The sequence below is a fragment of the Amycolatopsis decaplanina DSM 44594 genome (genome assembly GCF_000342005.1).
Lineage (GTDB): Bacteria > Actinomycetota > Actinomycetes > Mycobacteriales > Pseudonocardiaceae > Amycolatopsis > Amycolatopsis decaplanina.
Genome location: NZ_AOHO01000064.1, coordinates 39,194 through 57,570 on the forward strand (window position 1 = coordinate 39,194; position 18,377 = coordinate 57,570).

Below are 18,377 nucleotides of genomic sequence, written 5' to 3' on the forward strand. Positions count from 1 at the left end.
CGGATTGTCCTGGCCCTCCCCACTCTGTCCGTACCCCCGTGGGGGCGCCTGAGAGTTTCACCCGAGTGTTGAGCCGGGCTTGCACCGTCGGCGGGGCCGCCAGGCTGTGACCTGGCGAACCACTTTCCAGAGGCGTCTCTTCCGCGCGGTCCAGGGTGCCTGAGAGGTTCCGGGGAGGACTTGCTCCTTCGGCGCCGAGCTCAACGGTTATCGACTCGGTCTCTCCCGCGCGGATTCGTCGACCGCGGAAGCGAGCCTACCCTGCCGCCCGCGCGGCTTCATGATCAGCCGGTGCGACGTGCGTTACGTCGCTGAGTGAGCTCGTCCGGCGTGACCGTTTCGATCACGCCGCCGTCGGCCCGCTCCGCCGGGAACTCGTGGATGGTGCCGCTGATCTCCTGCATCGCGCCGCTGACCGCGATCCCGAAGACACCCTGCCCGCCCTGGAGTAAATCGACGATCTCTTCGGGCGAGGTGCACTCGTAAACGGTGGTGCCGTCGGAGAACAGGGTGACCTTGGCGAGGTCTCGGACCCCGCGCAGCCGCAGGTGGTCGACGGCGACACGGATGTTCTGCAGGGAGACACCGGTGTCCAGCAGGCGCTTGACGACCTTCAGGACGAGGATGTCCTTGAACGAGTAGAGCCGCTGCGAACCGGAGCCGTGCGCGGTACGGATGCTCGGCGCGACCAGCTTCGTGCGGGCCCAGTAGTCGAGCTGCCGGTAGGTGATCCCGGCGATCTGGCAGGCGGCGGGACCGCGGTAGCCGACGAGTTCGTCCGGAAGGGAAGAGTCGGGGAACAGCTCGCCCTGCTCGCCGTCAGCGACCGGAACGAGCGGCTCTTGAGGGCTACCAGCCTCGACCACGCCATGCCTCCCCTCGCCCGACCTGGTGGCCGGCGAACAAAGCCGCGCGGACCCACGTGAGTCCGCACCGGAGTCAACCGTCAAGACGAATGCCCCAGACATCCGAATCACACCTTGGCGATTCACCTTCATTGACGGTAAGCGCGTCCGGCAAAGCGGTCAACGCGACGCGCGGTCGGCCTCAAGCTCTTCTTGAGGCTTGTCGAGGACGGTCCCCCGTTCGGCCGCACACTTGCCACTTTTACTCAGTCGTGTTAATTTTTACTCATGCAAGTAAATCCCTCCACCCGAAGTGCCATGCAAGAGGTCCAGGCGGAGCTGGGGCTGTCGGTCACCGAGGCGGCCCGGCGGGCCCAGATCGTCGGAGCCACGATCGCGACGATCTCGGATCTCGGCTACCACAAGACGTCGTTCGCGAAGATCAAGGAGCGGGCCGGGTTGTCCAGCACCCGGATCATCTCGTACCACTTCACCAACAAGGCCGGCCTGATGCAGGCCGTGGTCACCACCGCGACGGGAATGAAGGACAAGTTCCTAGAGGAGCGGATCCAGGGCACGACCGACCGGGCAGGGCTGCTGCGCGGTTACATCGAGGCGGAGATCGCGTTCCTCGGTTCGTACCCGGAACTGGTGCGGGTCATGGTCGAGATGGCTTCGAGCGGATCGGACGCCGAGGGCTGGTTCATGTCGGCGCCGATCGTCGAAGAGTTCCGGACGGGACGGCTCGAACGGCAGCTGCGCCAGGGTCAGCAGGAAGGCGCTTTCGGCGACTTCGCGCCGGACGTGATGGCGCTGTCGATCGCGCAGGCCATCGACGGCGTCGCGGCGAAGTTCGCGGCGGATCCGAAGCTGAACCTGGAGCGGTACGGGCGGGAACTGGCGGACCTGTTCCTCAAGGCGACCGCGGCCTGACTCGTGAGTGGTGAGGACGGTTAGAACCGTCCTTGCCACTCACGAGACCGATCACGTATCCGCACCCCGAAAATCCTCTGGCGAAACGGAGTCGAGGAACTCGCGGAACTTCTCGACCTCGTCCTCCTGCTCGTCGGGGATGATGAGGCCCGCTTCCTCCAGCACCGCGTCCACGGCGTGGATCGGGACCCCCACCCGCAGCGCCAGCGCCACCGAATCGCTCGGTCGCGCCGAAACCCGGATGTCCCCGTCGAAGACCAGTTCCGCGAAGAACGTGCCTTCCTTCAGATCGGTGATGACGACCTGCTCCAGTTCACGGCCCAACGCGCCGATGACCTCCTTGAGCAGGTCATGGGTGAGCGGACGGGCCGGGCGGACTCCCTGCTGCTCCAAGGCGATGGCGGTGGCCTCGACCGAGCCGATCCAGATCGGCAGGTAACGCTCGCCTTCGGTTTCCCGTAGCAACAAGATCGGCTGATTCGCGGGTAGCTCCACCCGCACGCCGACGACGCGCATCTCGCTCATCGGGCTTCGCCTCCCTCTCGTGCGCACGGGCTGCAACGCTTGTCTCGACGACCAAGCGCCGGCAGTCCCGACGCTACCCGTCTTCCGAGCGCTGTGCTCGCTGTCTCCGACATTCTCGGTTCGCCCGTGGCAAACCCAACTCTCACGGTACGGCATAGGGTGCCGAACATTCAGTCATTGACAAGTGGCCTCGCAACGGCTCGCGGTTCCCCGATGCCGTTCAACCGCCCGTGACAGCCCGTATTCCGGCCTTCACCAAGAGCGTGTGCAACGCCACGGTCAAGGCGGCGAGCTCACGGACGACTTCGTCGCCCCTCGCCTGGGCGTCCTCGTCACGATGCCGATACACCGGGGTCACGATCTGCTCCAGCAGACCGACCTCACGGTCGGCCGCGGCCCGGAAGGCACGCAGATGTCTCGGCTCTATACCGAATTCGGTCATCGCTTTCACGGTCTTCGCCACGAGGACCGCGTCGGGATCGAAGAACCCCGCCGCTCCTGGGCGCACTAGACCGTATTGCCGCAGCTCAGCCAGGGTGGCGGCGTCGATGCTTGCCTGACGGAGCAGCTCTTCCTCGGTCAGCCTGATCTCGCGATCGGTCTCGAAGTCCCCGGGGGACGGCAGTCCGCCGTTTTCCCCGGGGGCGTCGAGTGACACGAGTTTGCGAGGCAGCCTCGGCATCGCCGCGGCGGGCGCGGCGCCCTGATCCGCCGCGTCCAGCTGTTCCTTGATGACCTTCAGCGGGAGATAGTGATCCCGCTGGGCGGACAGGACGAACCGCAACCGCTCCACGTCCGCCGGAGCGAACTGCCGGTACCCCGACGGGGTCCGGCCCGGCTGGACCAGACCCTCCGCCTCGAGGAACCGGATTTTGGAGATGGTGACATCGGGGAAGTCGCCGCGCAGTTGTGCCAGCACGGCCCCGATGCTCAACCCATCGCGCTGCGACGCATCCCGATCAGGCCGCCCGGCCGCCGTCACCGTGCCCCCTGGCCCCCGTGACCCGGGCCGGTCAGGAAGACCAGGCGGAACTTGCCGATCTGCACCTCGTCGCCACCGGCGAGGACGGCCTGGTCGACCGGCTCGCGGTTGACGTAGGTGCCGTTGAGGCTGCCGACGTCGATGACGACGAACTCGCCGCCCTCACGGCGGAACTCGGCGTGCCGCCGCGAGACCGTGACGTCGTCGAGGAAGATGTCGCTGTCCGGGTGCCGTCCCGCGCTGGTGGTGTCGCGGTCCAGCAGGAAGCGCGAACCCGCGTTCGGGCCCCGCTTGACGACCAGCAGCGCGGAACCCGCGGGCAGCGCGTCCACGCCCTGGACGGGGGTCTCGGCAGCCGGAGGAGCCTCAGTGCCTTCGACGTCGGCCAGGAAGTCGGCCCGGAAGACAGAAGTCCGCTCCGGAGACTGCTCCGGGGGAACGCCGGGCCCGTCGTTCGTGCTCACCTGAGCTCTCCTAACGCATGTGTGTTGCCACTACTCAAGAACGTGTGGAGGACAAACGTACCGTGCCTGATCGAATCTCCGGCCCGCGGCTCCCCCTACTCTTCCCGAAGGGCCACGGCCTGCGACTATTCCTTGATCAGAGCCTGGTACGCCTCGGCCTCCAGCAGGGAGTCCACCGAACTCACGTCGTCGAGGCGGAGTTCGATCAGCCAGCCCTCGCCGTAGGGGTCGCTGTTGATCAGCTCGGGCGACTCGGTCACCGCGTCGTTGACCGCGACCACCTCACCGTCGAGCGGGGCGAAGAGCTCCGAGACGCTCTTGGTCGACTCGACCTCGCCGAACGCGTCGCCCGAACCGAGCTGTTTGCCGACCTCGGGCAGTTCGACGAACACCACGTCACCGAGCTGGTCCTGCGCGTACTCCGTGATGCCCACGCGCACGAGCCCTCCGTCGCGCACGGAGACCCACTCGTGTTCCTCGGTGTATCGCAGTTCTTCTGGAGTGGACAACGCCGCTCCCCTTTCTGATGCCCCTCGCACGAAACCGACGCGCGCAGTTTCGCATCCCGCCGGGTCACGCGCCCGGCGCCTCCCGCAACTCGACGGGATCGGCCGATCGCAGCGCCCGTGCCGTCTGGACGATGTACAGCACGCCCGAATAGACGTACAGGACCGCACCCCACGCCGTGAAGGCGTATCCGATCGGCCGGGCGATCGCGGCGATGTCGGAACCACCCTGGGTGAGCAGCAGGAACGGGAAGGCGTACATCAGCACGAAGGTGGCGCCCTTGCCGATGTAGGTGACCTCCGGCGGAGCGAAGCCCCGGCGCCGCAGCAGCAGCACGCAGACGCCCAGCACGGCCTCACGGACGACCAGCGGGACCACCAGCCACCACGGGATGATGTCGCGGATCAGGAAGGCGATGAGCGTCGCGAGGATGTAGAGCCGGTCGGCGGCGGGATCGAGCAGCCGGCCGAGCCGCGACATCTGGTTGAGCCAGCGGGCGAGTTTGCCGTCGAGCCAGTCGGTGAGCGCGCTGAACACGAGCAGCGCGAGCGCCCAGCCGTCCTCTTTCGGGCCGAGAAGCAGCCACAGGAAGACCGGCACTCCGGCGAGCCGGAGGATCGAAAGCATGTTGGGAACGTTCAGGGCCTGCCGCAGCAGGGAAGGCTCTTCGCTGGTCACGCTCGGTTCGGGGGGCGTACTCACCCGCTCAGCCTAGCCAGCGGCGGCAGGTCCTCCCGCGTCAGCTGGCCCGGGTGTGCGTCCAGCCTCGGCGTTGCAGGTCCGCGCTGGTCAGCGCCACGGGCCTGCCCCGGTGGTCGGTGCCCATCCAGCGATGATGGCCGGCGGAGCTCTCCAAGACGTACGGGCGGCCGCCACACCAGACGACGGTGCACGGTGCCGTCGGTGGCAGCTCCGTGCTCGCCGGTGCGGTGGCCTGGGGTGACGCGGGATCGGTCTGTTCGTCGGTCTTCATCGCTCTCACGGTTTCGGTGACGGGGACTGGGACACGCCGGGGCGTTACCTTTGTTTTCGGCAGAACGGGGCCGCGTGTTAACGGCTCCACACCGGATTCGTCCGATCGGTTCGCAACGACAGCAGGGTGTTGTCGAGCTGTGAACGGCATGTTAGTTGTCCACAATGGACAGTGGTTGGGCGGTCCTCGCGTACCGCGGCGGCGTGGGCGCGATAGCCTCCCGCGAATCGAACGTGGCTCAATGCCACGACATCGGGCCCGGCCGGGCCAGAATGGGCCGGCCACGACCGGCCGACGAAAGGATCGCCTTGCCCGTCTCGACGACCACGGGAACGTGGTGGCGCCTGTTCGCGGCCTGCGCCGTCGCCGGAACGCTCGCCGCCTGTTCGGGCGAAGATCCGCCACCGCCTGTCACCTCGATGTCGGTGTCGCCCCCCGCGCTCCCCTCGAGCGTGTCCAGCGCGTCGATACCGCCGATCCCCTCGCAAACCGCGCCGAGTCCGTCCACCGCCCAGGCCTCCGCCCCCGAACCGAAACCCGCTGAACCGGTACAGGGTTCCTGTGGCACGGTGACCGCGGCGAGCGGGCTGACCCTGCAGGTGCTCAACGGGCCCGGGGTCTCCTGTGCGGACGCGACCGGGATCGTCGGTTCGTTCCACAAGAGGATCGCCGGACGCCAGTCCGCGGGCTCGGACGAGCCGGTCAGCGAGACCGTGGACGGATGGCTGTGCGTCTCCGGCGCTCCCGCCGCGCAAGGCGGCACCAGTTGCAGCAAGGGCGAACAGAACGTGTTCGCCGCCGTCGTCCCCGTCGAATGAACATCCCCGAGAAGAAGGGCCCATGAAGAGCCTCGCCGTACTTCCCGCCGCGTTCGCCGTCGTCCTGCTGAGCGGCTGCGGCGCCGATCCCGCCCCGGCGGCCGCGCCATCGTCCTCCCCCGCCTCGGCTCCCTCGGCCGACCAGGCCCTCGCCGGTTCGCCCTGCGGGGAGGTCACCGGGTTCCAGGGTGCGAAGAACAAGGTCGTCGTCCACGGAAAGACCGACTGCGCCGAAGCGACACAGGTGCTCACGGACTACTTCTCCAAGCTGACGCCCGCCGAAGCGAAGTCACCGCAAGGACCCGGCCCGGTGGTGGTCGGGGCCTGGACCTGCGGGAGCGGGCCGAACGATCCGGTGACGAGCTGCTCGACCGAAGACGAGCGCCAGATCGAAGCGACCCGTTCCTGAGGCTTCAGACTCGTGAGCGGTAAGGACGGTTATCGAAGAATAAGGCAAACGTGTCGTGACCGAGTTTCCTGTTGCGAAGGCCTTCTTCGCCGGCTTCACAGTGGACAGAGAGTCCTTCGCCGCGCTGTTCTGGACTGACCGAGGGGATCGGCCGTGCACCGAGTGTCCACAGGGGACACTCCTTGGCGGCAAAATATCCGATTGATGCCCATATGCGCAGTTCGGGCACTTGATCGAGGTCAGTGTCTGTTAGGGATAGTCGAGAATGCGCCAGGTCGCTGTGGCGAACCGCTCCCGCCGCCAACCCCACCACGCCACATTTGCCCTACCCTCAATAGAACGTCACGGTATCGGGCTATTTGCTGCTGACCTGCGCGAGGGCGACGATCCCAGCGGGCATCGACGCGAGGTGACCCCCGTCCCGGACCATGATCAACGGAAGATCCGGGACACTCAACGTCCCCCATCCTCCGTTGATCAAGGCTGTGCCACTCAGGTCGCCTGAATGAAATACGTGATGGCCCCCTTCATTGCACTAGGCGCAATGAAGGGGGCCATCACGTACAGGGACCCTTCACGCGCCGACCAGCCCCGAACCCACTTGCCGTCCGAGGTAAGAGTCGTATAGACTCAAACTATGCTCACCAGGGACGAAGCCGTGACGATGATCGAGAACACGGTTGACGCGGCCACTCTGTTCGCCCGCCACCGCTACCGCGAACTGGCGGCGATGCTCCACCCCGACCGCAACCCCGGCGACGCGCGGGCCCACCGCGCCGCCGCCACTCTCAACCGCCTCCACGATGACTGGAAGCGCGCCCGGCGCCAGACGGTGACGACGGCGACGTCGGCGTACACCCTCACCGCGCCGCACGCGGTGGGCAGTGTCGCGACGACCTACCGGACCACCGGCCCGCACCTGGTCAAACTCGTCCGCGATCCGGCGCTCAACCCGCTGATCCACGCCGAGTGGGCGGCGTTGCGCATGCTCGACGGCTTCACCGAACGGCATCGGTGGCTGCGCCCCTACTACCCGCGGCTGCTCGACACCTCGGGTCCGGTGGCACGGGGCGACCGCGCGTTCAGCGTCCTCGATCCGCTCATCGACGGCTTCGTCACCCTCGCCGACATCGGGAAGGCCTTCCCCCGCGGCCTCGACGGCCGCGACTACGCCTGGATGCACCGTCGCCTGCTGCGTGCCGTGGCGGGCGCGCACCACGCGGGTGTCGTCCACGGCCATCTCACCGCGGACAACGTGCTCGTCCACCCCGGACAGCACGGCATCGTCCTGGCCGGCTGGTCCTTCGCCGTCGAAGACGGTGCGCTCCCCTTGGCGGCGGACAACTCCATCCGATACCCGCCGGAAGTCCACAAAGGACTACCGGTCACCGCGGCCACCGACGTCCACATGCTCCACAGCATGATGCTGGAACTGCTGGCACCAGGCGAAACCCGCCAACGCGAGTTCGCCAAGTGGTGCACCCAGGAGATCCCGGCACAGCGACCCGAGGCCGCCGGCCTGCTCGACGAGTACGACGCACTGCTCGACGACCTGTACGGCCCCCGCACCTTCCGCCCCTTCACCATCCCCGAGACAGGAGCCTGACCATGGGACACGGACACTGGGACGACAACGCCTACGCCGCCGCGAAGACCTTCCGCGCGGCAAAGGGCGAGGACGATTTCGGCTACACCGCCGATCTCCGCTCCAAGCCCGCGAGAGACTGGAAGGTCGCGCCCGCGCTCGATCCGCTGAACGCCGTGCGGGAATGCCGGGATTCGGCCGACCACACCGATTCGACGCCGATCGCGGTGCTGTTCGACGTCACCGGCTCGATGCGCCGGGTGCCGCGGGTCATGCAGGGAAAGCTCGGGAAACTGCACGGCCTGCTGAAGCGCCGGGGTTACCTGGCCGACCCGCAGGTCCTGTTCGGCGCGATCGGCGACGCCGACAGCGACCGGGTCCCGTTGCAGATCGGGCAGTTCGAATCGGACAACCGGATGGACGAGCAGCTGCGCACGATCTTCCTCGAAGGCGGTGGCGGCGGGCAGAAGAGCGAGTCCTACGAACTGGCCGCCTACTTCATGGCCCGGCACGTCGTCACCGACGCATGGCAGAACCGCGGCCGCAAGGGCTATCTGTTCATCATCGGAGACGAGCTGAACAAGCCCGCGCTGGAGGCTCGCCACATCCGCCGCGTGATCGGGGACGACGTGCGGGAGGACATCGACCCGGCCTCGGTGTACCGGGAGCTGGCCCGCAAGTGGCACGTTTACTTCGTGCTGCCGAACCAGTCGTCGTACTACAACGATCTGGAGATCGGCGAGCACTGGAGCGGTCTGCTCGGGCAGAACTTCCTCAAGCTCGACGATCCCGGCGCGGTGTGCGAACTGATCGCGGCCACCATCGGGCTGGAGGAACGGGTCGTGGACGTCGACCGGGCACTCGCCGATCTCGCGGACGTCGGCTCGGTCGCCGAGAGCGCGGCGGTCGGCAAGGCGCTGGCCAAGCTGGGCACCAGGTCGGTCGTCACCACCTCGGCGGTGCCGGAACCGGACGGACCGAGCGATGTGGTGCTGCGATGAGTCTCCTGGACGGACACGTGGTGGTGGTCGGGCTCGGCTTCGGTGACGAAGGCAAGGGCGCCGTGGTCGACGCGCTCTCCGCCGCCCGGCCCACCACCGCCGTGGTCCGCTTCAACGGGGGTGCGCAGGCCGCGCACAACGTCGTCGTGGACGGACGGCACCACACCTTCAGTCAGTTCGGGGCGGGCACGTTCGCCGGCGTGCCCACCCATCTGTCGCGGTTCGTGCTGGTGGAGCCGTTCGCGCTGGCCGCGGAAGCGCGACGGCTCGAAGCGGCCGGCGTCCGGAATCCGCTCTCGCTGCTGAGCGTGGACGGCCGGGCCCTGCTCACGACCCCGTTCCACATCCACGCGAACCGGGCCAGGGAGGAGGCCCGGGGCGCGAACCGGCACGGCTCGTGCGGGAAGGGCATCGGCGAGACCGTCTGGTACTCGCTGCTGACCGGGGCCGTGCCGGGTGACGTGGTGGAAAGCCAGGAAGTGATCGGGACCCCGGGGGAAGCGCCCACGGTCGCCGACTGCGCCCGGCCGTCGGCGTTGCGGCGCAAGCTGGACGCGCTCGCGAGGTTCTACGCCCCGCTCGCCACGCCATCGCACAGTGTGGACGAACTGGTGGCGCTGTACCGCGATTTCGCGGGCGCGGTGCGGATCACCGACGGGGGCGAAACGGGACGGCTGGCGGATTCCGGGCGACTGGTGTTCGAGGGAGCGCAGGGGGTTCTCCTCGACCAGCACCACGGATTCCACCCGCATACGACCTGGTCCACCACCACGCCGCACAACGCCCGCGCGCTGCTGGGCGGGCGCCCGCACGCCGTCGTGGGTGTCACGCGGACGTACCTCACCCGGCACGGCGCGGGGCCACTTCCGACCGAATCCGCCTCCGTGCTCGCCCGCTTTCCGGAGGCGCACAACGAAACCGGCGAGTTCCAGGGCGCGTGGCGGGCGGGCCATCTCGACGCGGCCCTGCTGGATTACGCGATCGCGGCCTGCGACGGCGTGGACGCGCTCGCGGTGACCCATCTCGACGCGACAGGTCTGCGGGTCGTACCCGGGGACGGTTCCCCCGCCGTCGACCTGCCGGATCCACTGGCGTGGTTCGGCGCGCGGCTGCCGGTGGCCGTCGCCGGGTACGGCCCGGACAGGGCCGGTTACCGGGTCGCGGAGGCAAGGTCGACAATCAACGCGTGATCGAGTCGACGCCGGTGTCCGTTGACGTGCTCGTGGTGCGGTTCGCCCCCGGCACCCGGAACGTGCTGCTGGGAATCGCGCCGCGGGCGGCCGAGCCTTTCCAGGGAGAACTCGCCCTGCCCGGGGTGCTGCTCGGGCTCGGGGAACGGCTGCGGGAGGCGGCCCTCCGGGCGGTGGTCGGCAAACTCGGCCTGCCGCCCGACGCGCTCTCGGCGACGGGACAGCTCGCCACTTTCGACGAGCCGAACCGTGATCCCCGCGGTCCCACCCTCTCCATCGCCTTGTGGGCCACCGTGAATCCCGCGCTCGACGAGCCGGGGAACGTGGTGTGGGCTCCGCTGGACGCGGTCCCGCCGCTGGCGTTCGACCACGACCGGATCGTGGCGGACTGCCGTCCGCTGCTGGCCGAACGGCTGTGGCGGGACGTCGCCTTCACCGCCGGGCTGCTGGGGCCGATCTTCACGACGGCGCAGGCACTGGACGCCACCGAAGCGCTGACCGGGGACCGCCCCTATCCGGCCAACCTCGGCCGGACCATGGAGCGGGTCCCCGGATTGCGGCGCACCACCGAACACGCGGCCGCCCTCCCCAAGGGAGGACGGCCGCCGTCGTTGTGGCGCTGGGAGTGACGAGGTCAGATCCCGCAGGAGGAAGCCGACCAGAACCGGGTGTCCCGGTGCGCCACGTGCGTGTGATCGTTGTGGCCGGGGTAGCCCGGCCCGAGGATCTCACTGAACCCGTGGTTACGGGCCTGCTGCGCCAGACCGCAGAAGCCCTGCGAGCCCGCCCCGAGGTCGACGGCGTCCCCGTAGAGATGCCTGCTGTTGGTCGCTCCGCCGACCGCGTTGTTGCAGGCGACGCTGCGGAAGCCGCCGTTTACGTCGATCGGCCGGTCGCCCATGGCGTGCCGCATCGCCTGCAGCTTCCACATCGAGACCAGCGCGTTGGCCCTCGCCGTCGCGGGTGAGACGTTGCCGCCCGACCAGTCGGAGTTGCACCGGTTCAGCTCCGCGTAGGTGAAGTTGACCGGCGTGCAGTCGTCGTCCTGCAACGCGTAGATCTTCGCGAACGTGGCCGATCCGGCGATGCCGTCCGCGCCCAGCCCGTACGCCTGCTGGAAGCGGGTGACCGCGGCCTTGGTGCCCGCGCCGAACTGGCCGTCGATGGCGAGCACACCACCGTAGCCGGGGTAACCGGCGACGCGGATCTGCAGTTGCCGGACGTCCTCACCGGACGCGCCCTGGGACAGCGTGCGTCCCCAGGAGTAACAGGCGTCGGCGACGAACACCTCGCCCGCCGTCACCGGGCCTGGATCGGCGGCGGCCGGGGCGGCCACCGCGGTACCGAGCCCGGCCACCAGGGCGAGCATCGGCAGGAGGAAACGAATGCGCATGACAGAACACCTTTCAAGGCAGGGAAGGTGAGACCCGTGACCCCCACGGGTTGTCAACGATTCACTGCCCAGGATGCTAACGCGGTTCCGGGTACCGCGCTGTGGGTCGTTCGACCCACACGCCCAACCCGGAACTCGCGTGCTTGGAGACGTGACTCGCGTGCTTGGAGGCGGAACACACCGACTGGGCGAGTTCCGTGTTCAAGCACGCGAGTTCCGGCTCCGAGCACGCGAGTTCGGAGTTCGAGACCGGGCCGTCAGCCTTTCAGCTGCGGGAAGTCCTCCTCGCGGAACTCCCCCGCCGGCCGCCCATCGGCCTCGTTCTCGCGTCCGCGCAGTTCGACGCGCCGGATCTTGCCGGAGATCGTCTTCGGCAGTTCGGCGAACTCCAGCCGCCGGATTCGCTTGTACGGGGCCAAATGTTCCCGGCAGAAGGCCAGGATGGACACCGCGGTGCCGGCCGTCGGCTCGTGCCCGTTCGCGAGGACGACGTACGCCTTCGGCACCGCGAGCCGGATCGGGTCGGGCGCGGGGACGACGGCCGCTTCGGCGACCGCTTCGTGTTCCAGCAGGACACTTTCCAGTTCGAACGGCGAGATCCGGTAGTCCGACGCCTTGAAGACGTCGTCCGTGCGGCCCACGTAGGTGATGTAGCCGCGTTCGTCGATCGAACCGACGTCCCCGGTGTGGTAGTAGCCGTTCGCGAAGGCCGCGGCGGAGCGCTCCTCGTCGTCCGCGTACCCGGCCATCAGCCCGACCGGCCGCTTGTCGAGGTCGAGGCAGATTTCGCCCTCCTGCGCACATTCGCCGGTGACGGGGTCCACGAGCGCCACGGTGAATCCGGGCAGCGGGCGGCCCATCGACCCGGGCACGACGTCCTGTCCAGGAGTGTTGGCGATCTGGACGCTGCTCTCCGTCTGCCCGAAACCGTCGCGAATCGTGACGCCCCAAGCCTTTTCGACCTGGTCGATCACTTCGGGATTGAGCGGTTCGCCCGCGCCGACCACCTTGCGCGGCGGCTTCTTCAGCACGGTCAGATCCGCTTGGATGAGCATCCGCCACACCGTCGGCGGGGCACAGAAACTGGTGATGCCGCATCGTTCCATCTGCGCCATCAGGGAAACCGCGTCGAAACGCGCGTAGTTGTAAAGGAATACCGTCGCCTCGGCATTCCACGGCGCGAAAACGTTGCTCCACGCGTGTTTCGCCCAGCCCGGCGACGAGATGTTGAGGTGGACGTCGCCCGGCTCGAGACCGATCCAGTACATTGTGGACAGATGGCCGACCGGGTACGAGACCTGCGTGTGCTGCACCAGTTTCGGCTTCGCGGTGGTCCCCGAGGTGAAGTACAGCAGGAGCGGGTCGTCCGCCGCCGTCGGGCCGTCTGGCGTGAAAGTGTCCGCTTCCGCGTAGGCGTCCACGAAGGACCGCCAGCCCTCGACCGGTTCCCCCACGGCGATGCGGGTGTAGTCGCCGTCGACGTTCTCGAACTTGTGCGCGTCGACGGAACGGATCACCACGTGTTTCGCCGCGCCCCGCTCGACCCGGTCGGTGAGGTCCGCCGGGCCGAGCAGGGTCGAGGCCGGGATGATGACGGCGCCCAGTTTGATCGCGGCGAGGATCGTCTGCCACAGCTCGCCCTGGTTGCCCAGCATCAGGATCAGCCGGTCGCCCCTGGCCACGCCGAGCGAGCGCAGCCAGTTCGCGACCTGGTCGGACCGCCGCGCCATCTCCGGATAGGTCCAGCGGTTCTCGATACCGTCCTCTTCGACGATCCACAGCGCGTACCGGTCCTGGTTGGCCGGATCGGCCGCGACGACGTCGAACCAGTCCAGCGCCCAGTTGAACTCCGCGGGCCGGGGCCAGGTGAAGTCCCGATAGGCGGTTTCGTAGTCCTCGCGATGGGCTTGCAGATAGTCCCGTGCCTCGCGGAACGTGCGGTATGCCTCCGAAGCGCTCACGATCGTCCTCCTGGTCCGCCGGTTGGGCCGCCGGTTCTTTCTACCCTGTTTGAACCCCCTATTCCCCCTTGAACTCGGGCGCGCGGCGCTCGAGGAAGGCCTGCACGGCTTCGCCCAGGTCCTTGCTGGGCAGGAACGCCGCGTTCCAGGCCGAGACGTAGCGCAGGCCTTCCGCGACCTGACGTTCGGTGTTCGCCGAGAGGACGTTCTTGGTGCCCTGCACGACCAGCGGCGGGTTCGTGGCGATCTCCCGCGCCAGCTTGCGCGCCTCGGCCAGCAGGGTGTCCTGATCCGCGTAAACGTCGTTGACCAGGCCGATCTTCTCCGCGCGAGCGGCGTCGACGTCCTTGCCGGTGTAGGCCAGTTCGCGCAGGTGCCCCTCGCCGATGATCGGCGCGAGCCGCTGCAGGCTGCCGAGGTCGGCCACGATCGCGACCTTGACCTCGCGCACGCTGAACTTCGCGTCGGCGCTCGCCAGGCGGATGTCCGCGGCCGCGATCACGTCGACGCCACCGCCGATGCACCAGCCGGAAATGGCCGCGATGACCGGTTTGCGGCATTCCGCGACCGAAGACACGCTCGCCTGAAGGGCCCGGACCTCGTCGAGGAACTTCGTCCGCGGGCCCGCGAGCGCGTCACCGCCGAGCATTTCGCCCCAGCTGGGCATCATCGCGGGCAGGTCGAGCCCATAGGAGAAGTGCTTGCCGCTCCCGGTCAGCACGACCGCCCTGACGCGGGAGTCCGCGTCGAGCGCACGGAAGACGATCGGCAGCTCACGCCAGAAATCGGGGCCCATCGCGTTGCCCTTGGACGGACCGAGCAGCGTCACTTCGGCAACGTGCCCGTCGATCTCCACCTTGAGCGAAACGAGATCGGGAAGACTGTCAGCTGTAGCGGTCATGAGGTCATCTTGACTCATGTGATTGACAGGCTGCCAACGGCCACCGTGCCCGGCCGCCCCGGAGATGCTTTCCTGGTACCAGCGAGTGCTACCGGTGAGTACCGACGAGAGACGTAAGGACGGTGGGATATGAGCCCGGCCAGTAGCGCCACCGCGGTCGCCGACGTGCCCGCGCCGCCCCGCGGACGACGACGGGAACGATCCTCCCGGCCGATCGAGCTGTCGGGATCCTTCACCCATGAGGGTCACCGGCTCGCCTACACCGAGTTCGGCTCCGGCGACCGGGTCGTTGTCCTCACCCACGGCATCATGCTGACGAGGCGGATGCACGCCCCGCTCGCCCGCAGGCTGGCCCGGGCCGGCTTCCGGGCGGTGACCCTCGACCTGCTCGGCCACGGCGACTCGGACCGGCCCACCGACTCGTGGCTGTACTCGATGCCCGCGTTCGCGGAACAGACCGTCGCGCTGCTGGACCACCTGGAGATCGACACCGCCGTCATCGGCGGAACGTCCCTGGGCGCCAACGTCGCGCTCGAAGTGGGCGTCGCCGCGCCGGAACGCGCGCTGGGCCTGGTCGTCGAGATGCCCGTGCTGGACAACGCGATCGTCGCCGGGCTGATCACGTTCGCGCCGCTGCTCATGGCCGCCCGGTTCCTGCCGGTGACCGTGCAAGGGGTGGCGCTCGCGGCGAAACTCGTGCCACAGGGCAACCAATGGGTCGACGTCGTCACCGACACGCTTTCCCAGCAGCCCGCGCCGATGGCCGCGCTCCTGCACGGTGTGCTCTTCGGCCGCATCGCTCCGCCCAAGTCGATCCGGCGGAAGATCGAGACCCCGGCGCTGGTCATCGGGCACGAGCGCGACCCGATCCACCCCTTCGGCGACGCGGACACGCTGGCCGCGGACATGCCGGCGGCCGAGTTCGTGCAGGCCCGCAGCCCGGTGGAGTTGCGCTTCGACCCGAGCCGCCTGACCGAGGCCATCGCCGGCTTCTCCGCGCGCTGCCATGACCGCTGATCCGGCCCCGACCCGGGACACGGGTGTGGAGGAGTCGAGGACCGGGCGGCGGCGGACTGGGCCCGCGTCCACCGGCCGGACGACCTCGTGATCGCCCGTGTCCGGGCGGAGCACCTGGACTCCCGGTGAGGGCGGAACCGACTGGTTGTACGTCTCCAACGGCGGCTACACCGGCTGAGCCAGCCCCGCCACCGGACCGAAAACGATCACCGCGGGAGGCCGCACCCCGGCCGCGGCCGCGTCCTCGACCACCTTGTCCAAAGTGGAGCGGAGAGCCCGCTGCGTGCGCATGGTGCCGTCCTCGACGATCGCCACCGGCGTGTCGCCCGGCCGCCCCGCCGAGAGCGCCTTGACGAACAGCGGCAGCCGCTCGACGCCCATCATCAGCACGATCGTGCCGCGCATCTTCGCCAGCAGATCCCAGTCCACCAGCGACTTCTCGTCGTCCGGCGCGACGTGACCGGACACCACGACGACCTCGTGGGCGACGCCGCGATGGGTCACCGGGACGTCCGCCGCGGCGGGGACGGAGAACGCGCTCGTGATGCCGGGGACCATCGTCACCGGAATGCCCGCTTCGGCGCAGGCGAGGACTTCTTCGAAGCCGCGGCCGAACAGGTACGGGTCGCCGCCCTTGAGCCGCACGACGAACTTGCCCGCCTTGGCCCGGTCGATCAGGGTGGAGTTGATCACTTCCTGGCTGGCGGCGCGGCCGTACGGGATCTTCGCGGCATCGACGATCTCGACGTGAGGCGAGAGCTCGTCGAGCAGTTCGCGCGGGGCCAGCCGGTCGGCGACGACGACGTCGGCCCTGGCGAGGAGGCGGCGGCCGCGGACGGTGATCAGTTCCGGGTCCCCGGGGCCACCGCCCACGAGGGCGACGCCCGGGAGGTCGTCATGGGCGTCCGGTACGCGGCCATCGGCGACGGTGCCGGCCCGAAGGCCGTCGAGGATGCTGTCCCGGACGGTGGCCGACCGCAGCGGCTCGCCGCCGGAGAGGACGCCGACCAGCAGCCCGCCGTGCCTGCCCGAGGCCGGCGTGACCGCGCTGCCGAGGTCTCCGTCGTCGGCGCGGACGCAGAACACCCGTGCGCGTTCGGCCTCGGCGCAGACGGCGGCGTTGACCTCGGGATCGTTCGTGCACGCCAGCGCGTACCAGGCGTCGGTGAGGTCGCCCTCGGTGTAGCGGCGCTCGTGCCAGACGATCTCGCCGGCGTCGGCCATGGCGCTCACCGACGGCGTGGTGTGCGGCGAGACCAGTTCGACCCGCGCGCCGGCGCTGATCAGCCGTGGCAGGCGGCGCTGGGCGACCGTCCCGCCACCGATCATCACGACACGACGGCCGGCCAGGTCGAGGCCGGAGAGGTAATGCGGGTCATCCATGCGGGGCAGTGTAAGGATTCAGAGCCCCGGACCGCGATCCGAGTGAGAACCGCCTCAACTCTCCAGCAGCGACAGGAGTTCGGTGTTGCCGAACATCCTGGCCGCGTCGATCGCCGACGGCTCCCCCGCCGACGCGTCCGCGCCGCCCTCGAGAAGCACCTTCACGACCTCGGGCTCGTTCTTGAAGACCGCGCCCGCGAGCGGGCTCTGGCCGCGGTCGTTCTCGCGGTTCGGATCGGCGCCCCGTTCGATCAGCGCCGCGACGGTCTCGGCGTGACCGTGGTAGGCGGCGAGCATGACCAGCGTGTCGCCCCGGTCGTTGGTCAGGTTCGCCGAAATACCGGCGTCGACGTACGCGGCGAGTTCGGCCGTCGCGCCCGAGCGGGCGAAACCGAACACCTTGGCCCACAACTCCAGCAGTTCGGGATCGAATTCCTCGGCCTGTCCGGGGTGCTCCGTCATGGGGCGGATTCTTCCACAGGAGCCGCGGTCCGGGCGGCGTGTCGCACGCCCGGACCGGCGACGTCAGCGCGCCGCGTTGGGGTAGGGCAGCAACGCCATCTCGCGGGCGTTCTTGATCGCCGTGGCGACCTGTTTCTGTTGCCGGGGCGTCAGCCCGGTGACCCGGCGGGCGCGGATCTTGCCGCGGTCGGAGATGAACTTCCGCAGCAGTTCGACGTCCTTCCAGTCGACCTCGGTGATCTTGTTGGCGTGCAACAGGTTCGTCTTGCGCTTGTGGGGACGGTCGCGGTTCGGCTTGCCCATCGCGCTCACCAGCTCGACTTCGTGACGCCGGGCAGTTCGCCGTTGTGCGCCATCTGCCGCATCCGGACCCGCGAGAGCCCGAACTTCCGCAGGTAGCCGCGAGGGCGGCCGTCGGCGGCGTCGCGATTGCGGATCCGGGTCGCGCTGGCGTCCCGCGGCATCGCCTGCAGGGCCGACACGGCGGCCGCCTTCTCCTCGGGCGACGCGGACGGCGAGGCGATGGTGGCCTTCAGCTCACGCCGTCGTTCGACGTAGCGGGCGGCGATCACCTTGCGCTGTTCGTTCTTGGCGATCTTGGACTTCTTGGCCATCAGCGCTCCTCCTTGAACTCGACGTGCTTGCGCGCGACCGGGTCGTACTTGCGCAGCACCATGCGGTCCGGATCGTTCCGGCGGTTCTTCTTGGTGACGTAGGTGTAGCCGGTGCCGGCGGTCGAGCGGAGCTTGATGATCGGCCGGATGTCGGTGCTCTTGGCCATCAGAGCTTCACCCCTTTCGCACGGAGCTCGGCCACGACGGCCTCGATCCCCCGCTTGTCGATGGTCTTCATGCCCTTCACCGAGACCCGCAGCCGGACCCAGCGCCCTTCGCTCGGCACGAAGTACCGCTTGGCCTGCAGGTTCGGCTCCCAGCGCCGGGACGTGCGCCGATGCGAATGCGACACCTGTTTCCCGTAGCCCGGTTTGCGGCCGGTGACCTGGCACACGGCGGACATACACCCTCCCA

Annotated in this window: 25 protein-coding genes and 1 riboswitch; of the genes, 8 read left to right on the top strand and 17 right to left on the bottom strand. The window is 68.7% G+C overall.

All coding sequences use genetic code 11. From position 1 onward, the window contains the following. Window positions 1-136 precede the first annotated feature (136 nt). Window positions 137-238, bottom strand: a riboswitch (glycine riboswitch). A gap of 46 nt (window positions 239-284) precedes the next feature. Further along, on the bottom strand, window positions 285-866 hold the full coding sequence (locus H074_RS23775) for a MerR family transcriptional regulator (RefSeq protein ID WP_005150040.1): 582 nt from the start codon (window positions 864-866) through the stop codon (window positions 285-287). 297 nt (window positions 867-1,163) lie between these two features. Between H074_RS23775 and H074_RS23780 the strand changes: the two genes are divergently transcribed. Next, a complete protein-coding gene (locus H074_RS23780) occupies window positions 1,164-1,778 on the top strand; it encodes a TetR/AcrR family transcriptional regulator (RefSeq protein WP_007032617.1) in 615 nt (204 codons plus the stop codon). Window positions 1,779-1,829: 51 nt separating this feature from the next. Here the strand turns inward: H074_RS23780 and H074_RS23785 are convergent, their stop codons facing one another. The 7 genes from H074_RS23785 to H074_RS41645 form a co-directional block, all read right to left on the bottom strand. Beyond that, window positions 1,830-2,303 carry a bifunctional nuclease family protein gene (locus tag H074_RS23785; RefSeq protein WP_005150031.1) on the bottom strand — a complete coding sequence of 158 codons (474 nt, stop codon included), beginning with the start codon at window positions 2,301-2,303 and terminating at the stop codon, window positions 1,830-1,832. A gap of 220 nt (window positions 2,304-2,523) precedes the next feature. After that, a complete protein-coding gene (gene ftsR, locus H074_RS23790) occupies window positions 2,524-3,285 on the bottom strand; it encodes a transcriptional regulator FtsR (RefSeq protein WP_039923247.1) in 762 nt (253 codons plus the stop codon). Then, window positions 3,282-3,749, bottom strand: a complete 468-nt coding sequence (gene garA / locus H074_RS23795) for a glycogen accumulation regulator GarA (RefSeq protein ID WP_007032619.1) — start codon at window positions 3,747-3,749, stop codon at window positions 3,282-3,284. The genes ftsR and garA overlap by 4 nt, the downstream gene beginning before the upstream one ends. Before the next feature lie 125 nt (window positions 3,750-3,874). After that, window positions 3,875-4,258: a glycine cleavage system protein GcvH gene (gcvH, locus tag H074_RS23800; RefSeq protein WP_007032620.1), complete on the bottom strand. Its 384-nt coding sequence runs from the start codon at window positions 4,256-4,258 to the stop codon at window positions 3,875-3,877. Window positions 4,259-4,322: 64 nt separating this feature from the next. Next, entirely contained in the window at window positions 4,323-4,958 is a 636-nt protein-coding gene (clsA, locus tag H074_RS23805) for a cardiolipin synthase ClsA (RefSeq protein WP_051071991.1), read from the bottom strand. Window positions 4,959-4,995: 37 nt separating this feature from the next. After that, window positions 4,996-5,229, bottom strand: coding sequence for a hypothetical protein (locus tag H074_RS23810; RefSeq protein WP_007032622.1), 234 nt, complete (start codon window positions 5,227-5,229; stop codon window positions 4,996-4,998). A 238-nt stretch (window positions 5,230-5,467) separates the two neighbouring features. Continuing rightward, a complete protein-coding gene (locus H074_RS41645) occupies window positions 5,468-5,737 on the bottom strand; it encodes a hypothetical protein (RefSeq protein WP_235096856.1) in 270 nt (89 codons plus the stop codon). 61 nt (window positions 5,738-5,798) lie between these two features. On the opposite strand from H074_RS41645, the gene H074_RS23820 reads away from it, so the two are divergent. From H074_RS23820 to H074_RS23845, 6 genes are all read left to right on the top strand, one after another. Next, the gene (locus H074_RS23820) at window positions 5,799-6,047 is read left to right on the top strand and encodes a hypothetical protein (RefSeq protein ID WP_005150008.1); all 249 of its coding nucleotides are present in this window, start codon (window positions 5,799-5,801) and stop codon (window positions 6,045-6,047) included. 22 nt (window positions 6,048-6,069) lie between these two features. Beyond that, the gene (locus tag H074_RS23825; protein ID WP_007032624.1) at window positions 6,070-6,456 is read left to right on the top strand and encodes a hypothetical protein; all 387 of its coding nucleotides are present in this window, start codon (window positions 6,070-6,072) and stop codon (window positions 6,454-6,456) included. Window positions 6,457-7,093: 637 nt separating this feature from the next. Then, window positions 7,094-8,062, top strand: a complete 969-nt coding sequence (locus H074_RS23830; protein ID WP_007032625.1) for a hypothetical protein — start codon at window positions 7,094-7,096, stop codon at window positions 8,060-8,062. A 2-nt stretch (window positions 8,063-8,064) separates the two neighbouring features. Then, window positions 8,065-9,042: a hypothetical protein gene (locus H074_RS23835; RefSeq protein WP_007032626.1), complete on the top strand. Its 978-nt coding sequence runs from the start codon at window positions 8,065-8,067 to the stop codon at window positions 9,040-9,042. Next, entirely contained in the window at window positions 9,039-10,232 is a 1,194-nt protein-coding gene (locus tag H074_RS23840; RefSeq protein WP_007032627.1) for an adenylosuccinate synthetase, read from the top strand. Before H074_RS23835 ends, H074_RS23840 begins: the two co-directional genes overlap by 4 nt. Next, window positions 10,229-10,861 carry an NUDIX hydrolase gene (locus tag H074_RS23845; RefSeq protein WP_007032628.1) on the top strand — a complete coding sequence of 211 codons (633 nt, stop codon included), beginning with the start codon at window positions 10,229-10,231 and terminating at the stop codon, window positions 10,859-10,861. Before H074_RS23840 ends, H074_RS23845 begins: the two co-directional genes overlap by 4 nt. Before the next feature lie 5 nt (window positions 10,862-10,866). Here the strand turns inward: H074_RS23845 and H074_RS23850 are convergent, their stop codons facing one another. The 3 genes from H074_RS23850 to H074_RS23860 form a co-directional block, all read right to left on the bottom strand. Then, window positions 10,867-11,625, bottom strand: coding sequence for a D-Ala-D-Ala carboxypeptidase family metallohydrolase (locus H074_RS23850; protein WP_007032629.1), 759 nt, complete (start codon window positions 11,623-11,625; stop codon window positions 10,867-10,869). A gap of 257 nt (window positions 11,626-11,882) precedes the next feature. Continuing rightward, window positions 11,883-13,586, bottom strand: coding sequence for an AMP-binding protein (locus tag H074_RS23855; RefSeq protein ID WP_007032630.1), 1,704 nt, complete (start codon window positions 13,584-13,586; stop codon window positions 11,883-11,885). A gap of 58 nt (window positions 13,587-13,644) precedes the next feature. Further along, complete coding sequence (locus tag H074_RS23860) at window positions 13,645-14,487, bottom strand: crotonase/enoyl-CoA hydratase family protein (protein ID WP_007032631.1); 843 nt, start codon at window positions 14,485-14,487, stop codon at window positions 13,645-13,647. A 129-nt stretch (window positions 14,488-14,616) separates the two neighbouring features. On the opposite strand from H074_RS23860, the gene H074_RS23865 reads away from it, so the two are divergent. Continuing rightward, entirely contained in the window at window positions 14,617-15,504 is an 888-nt protein-coding gene (locus H074_RS23865) for an alpha/beta fold hydrolase (protein ID WP_007032632.1), read from the top strand. Between the two features lie 165 nt (window positions 15,505-15,669). Here the strand turns inward: H074_RS23865 and cobA are convergent, their stop codons facing one another. The 6 genes from cobA to rpmB form a co-directional block, all read right to left on the bottom strand. Next, window positions 15,670-16,887, bottom strand: coding sequence for a uroporphyrinogen-III C-methyltransferase (cobA, locus tag H074_RS23870; RefSeq protein WP_007032633.1), 1,218 nt, complete (start codon window positions 16,885-16,887; stop codon window positions 15,670-15,672). Window positions 16,888-16,941: 54 nt separating this feature from the next. After that, entirely contained in the window at window positions 16,942-17,349 is a 408-nt protein-coding gene (locus H074_RS23875) for an ankyrin repeat domain-containing protein (protein WP_007032634.1), read from the bottom strand. Window positions 17,350-17,412: 63 nt separating this feature from the next. After that, the gene (gene rpsR / locus H074_RS23880; protein WP_007032635.1) at window positions 17,413-17,661 is read right to left on the bottom strand and encodes a 30S ribosomal protein S18; all 249 of its coding nucleotides are present in this window, start codon (window positions 17,659-17,661) and stop codon (window positions 17,413-17,415) included. Beyond that, a complete protein-coding gene (gene rpsN / locus H074_RS23885) occupies window positions 17,658-17,963 on the bottom strand; it encodes a 30S ribosomal protein S14 (RefSeq protein WP_007032636.1) in 306 nt (101 codons plus the stop codon). The genes rpsR and rpsN overlap by 4 nt, the downstream gene beginning before the upstream one ends. After that, a complete protein-coding gene (rpmG, locus tag H074_RS23890; protein WP_005149953.1) occupies window positions 17,963-18,130 on the bottom strand; it encodes a 50S ribosomal protein L33 in 168 nt (55 codons plus the stop codon). The genes rpsN and rpmG overlap by 1 nt, the downstream gene beginning before the upstream one ends. Further along, window positions 18,130-18,366: a 50S ribosomal protein L28 gene (gene rpmB / locus H074_RS23895; RefSeq protein WP_005149951.1), complete on the bottom strand. Its 237-nt coding sequence runs from the start codon at window positions 18,364-18,366 to the stop codon at window positions 18,130-18,132. The genes rpmG and rpmB overlap by 1 nt, the downstream gene beginning before the upstream one ends. Window positions 18,367-18,377: the final 11 nt, after the last annotated feature.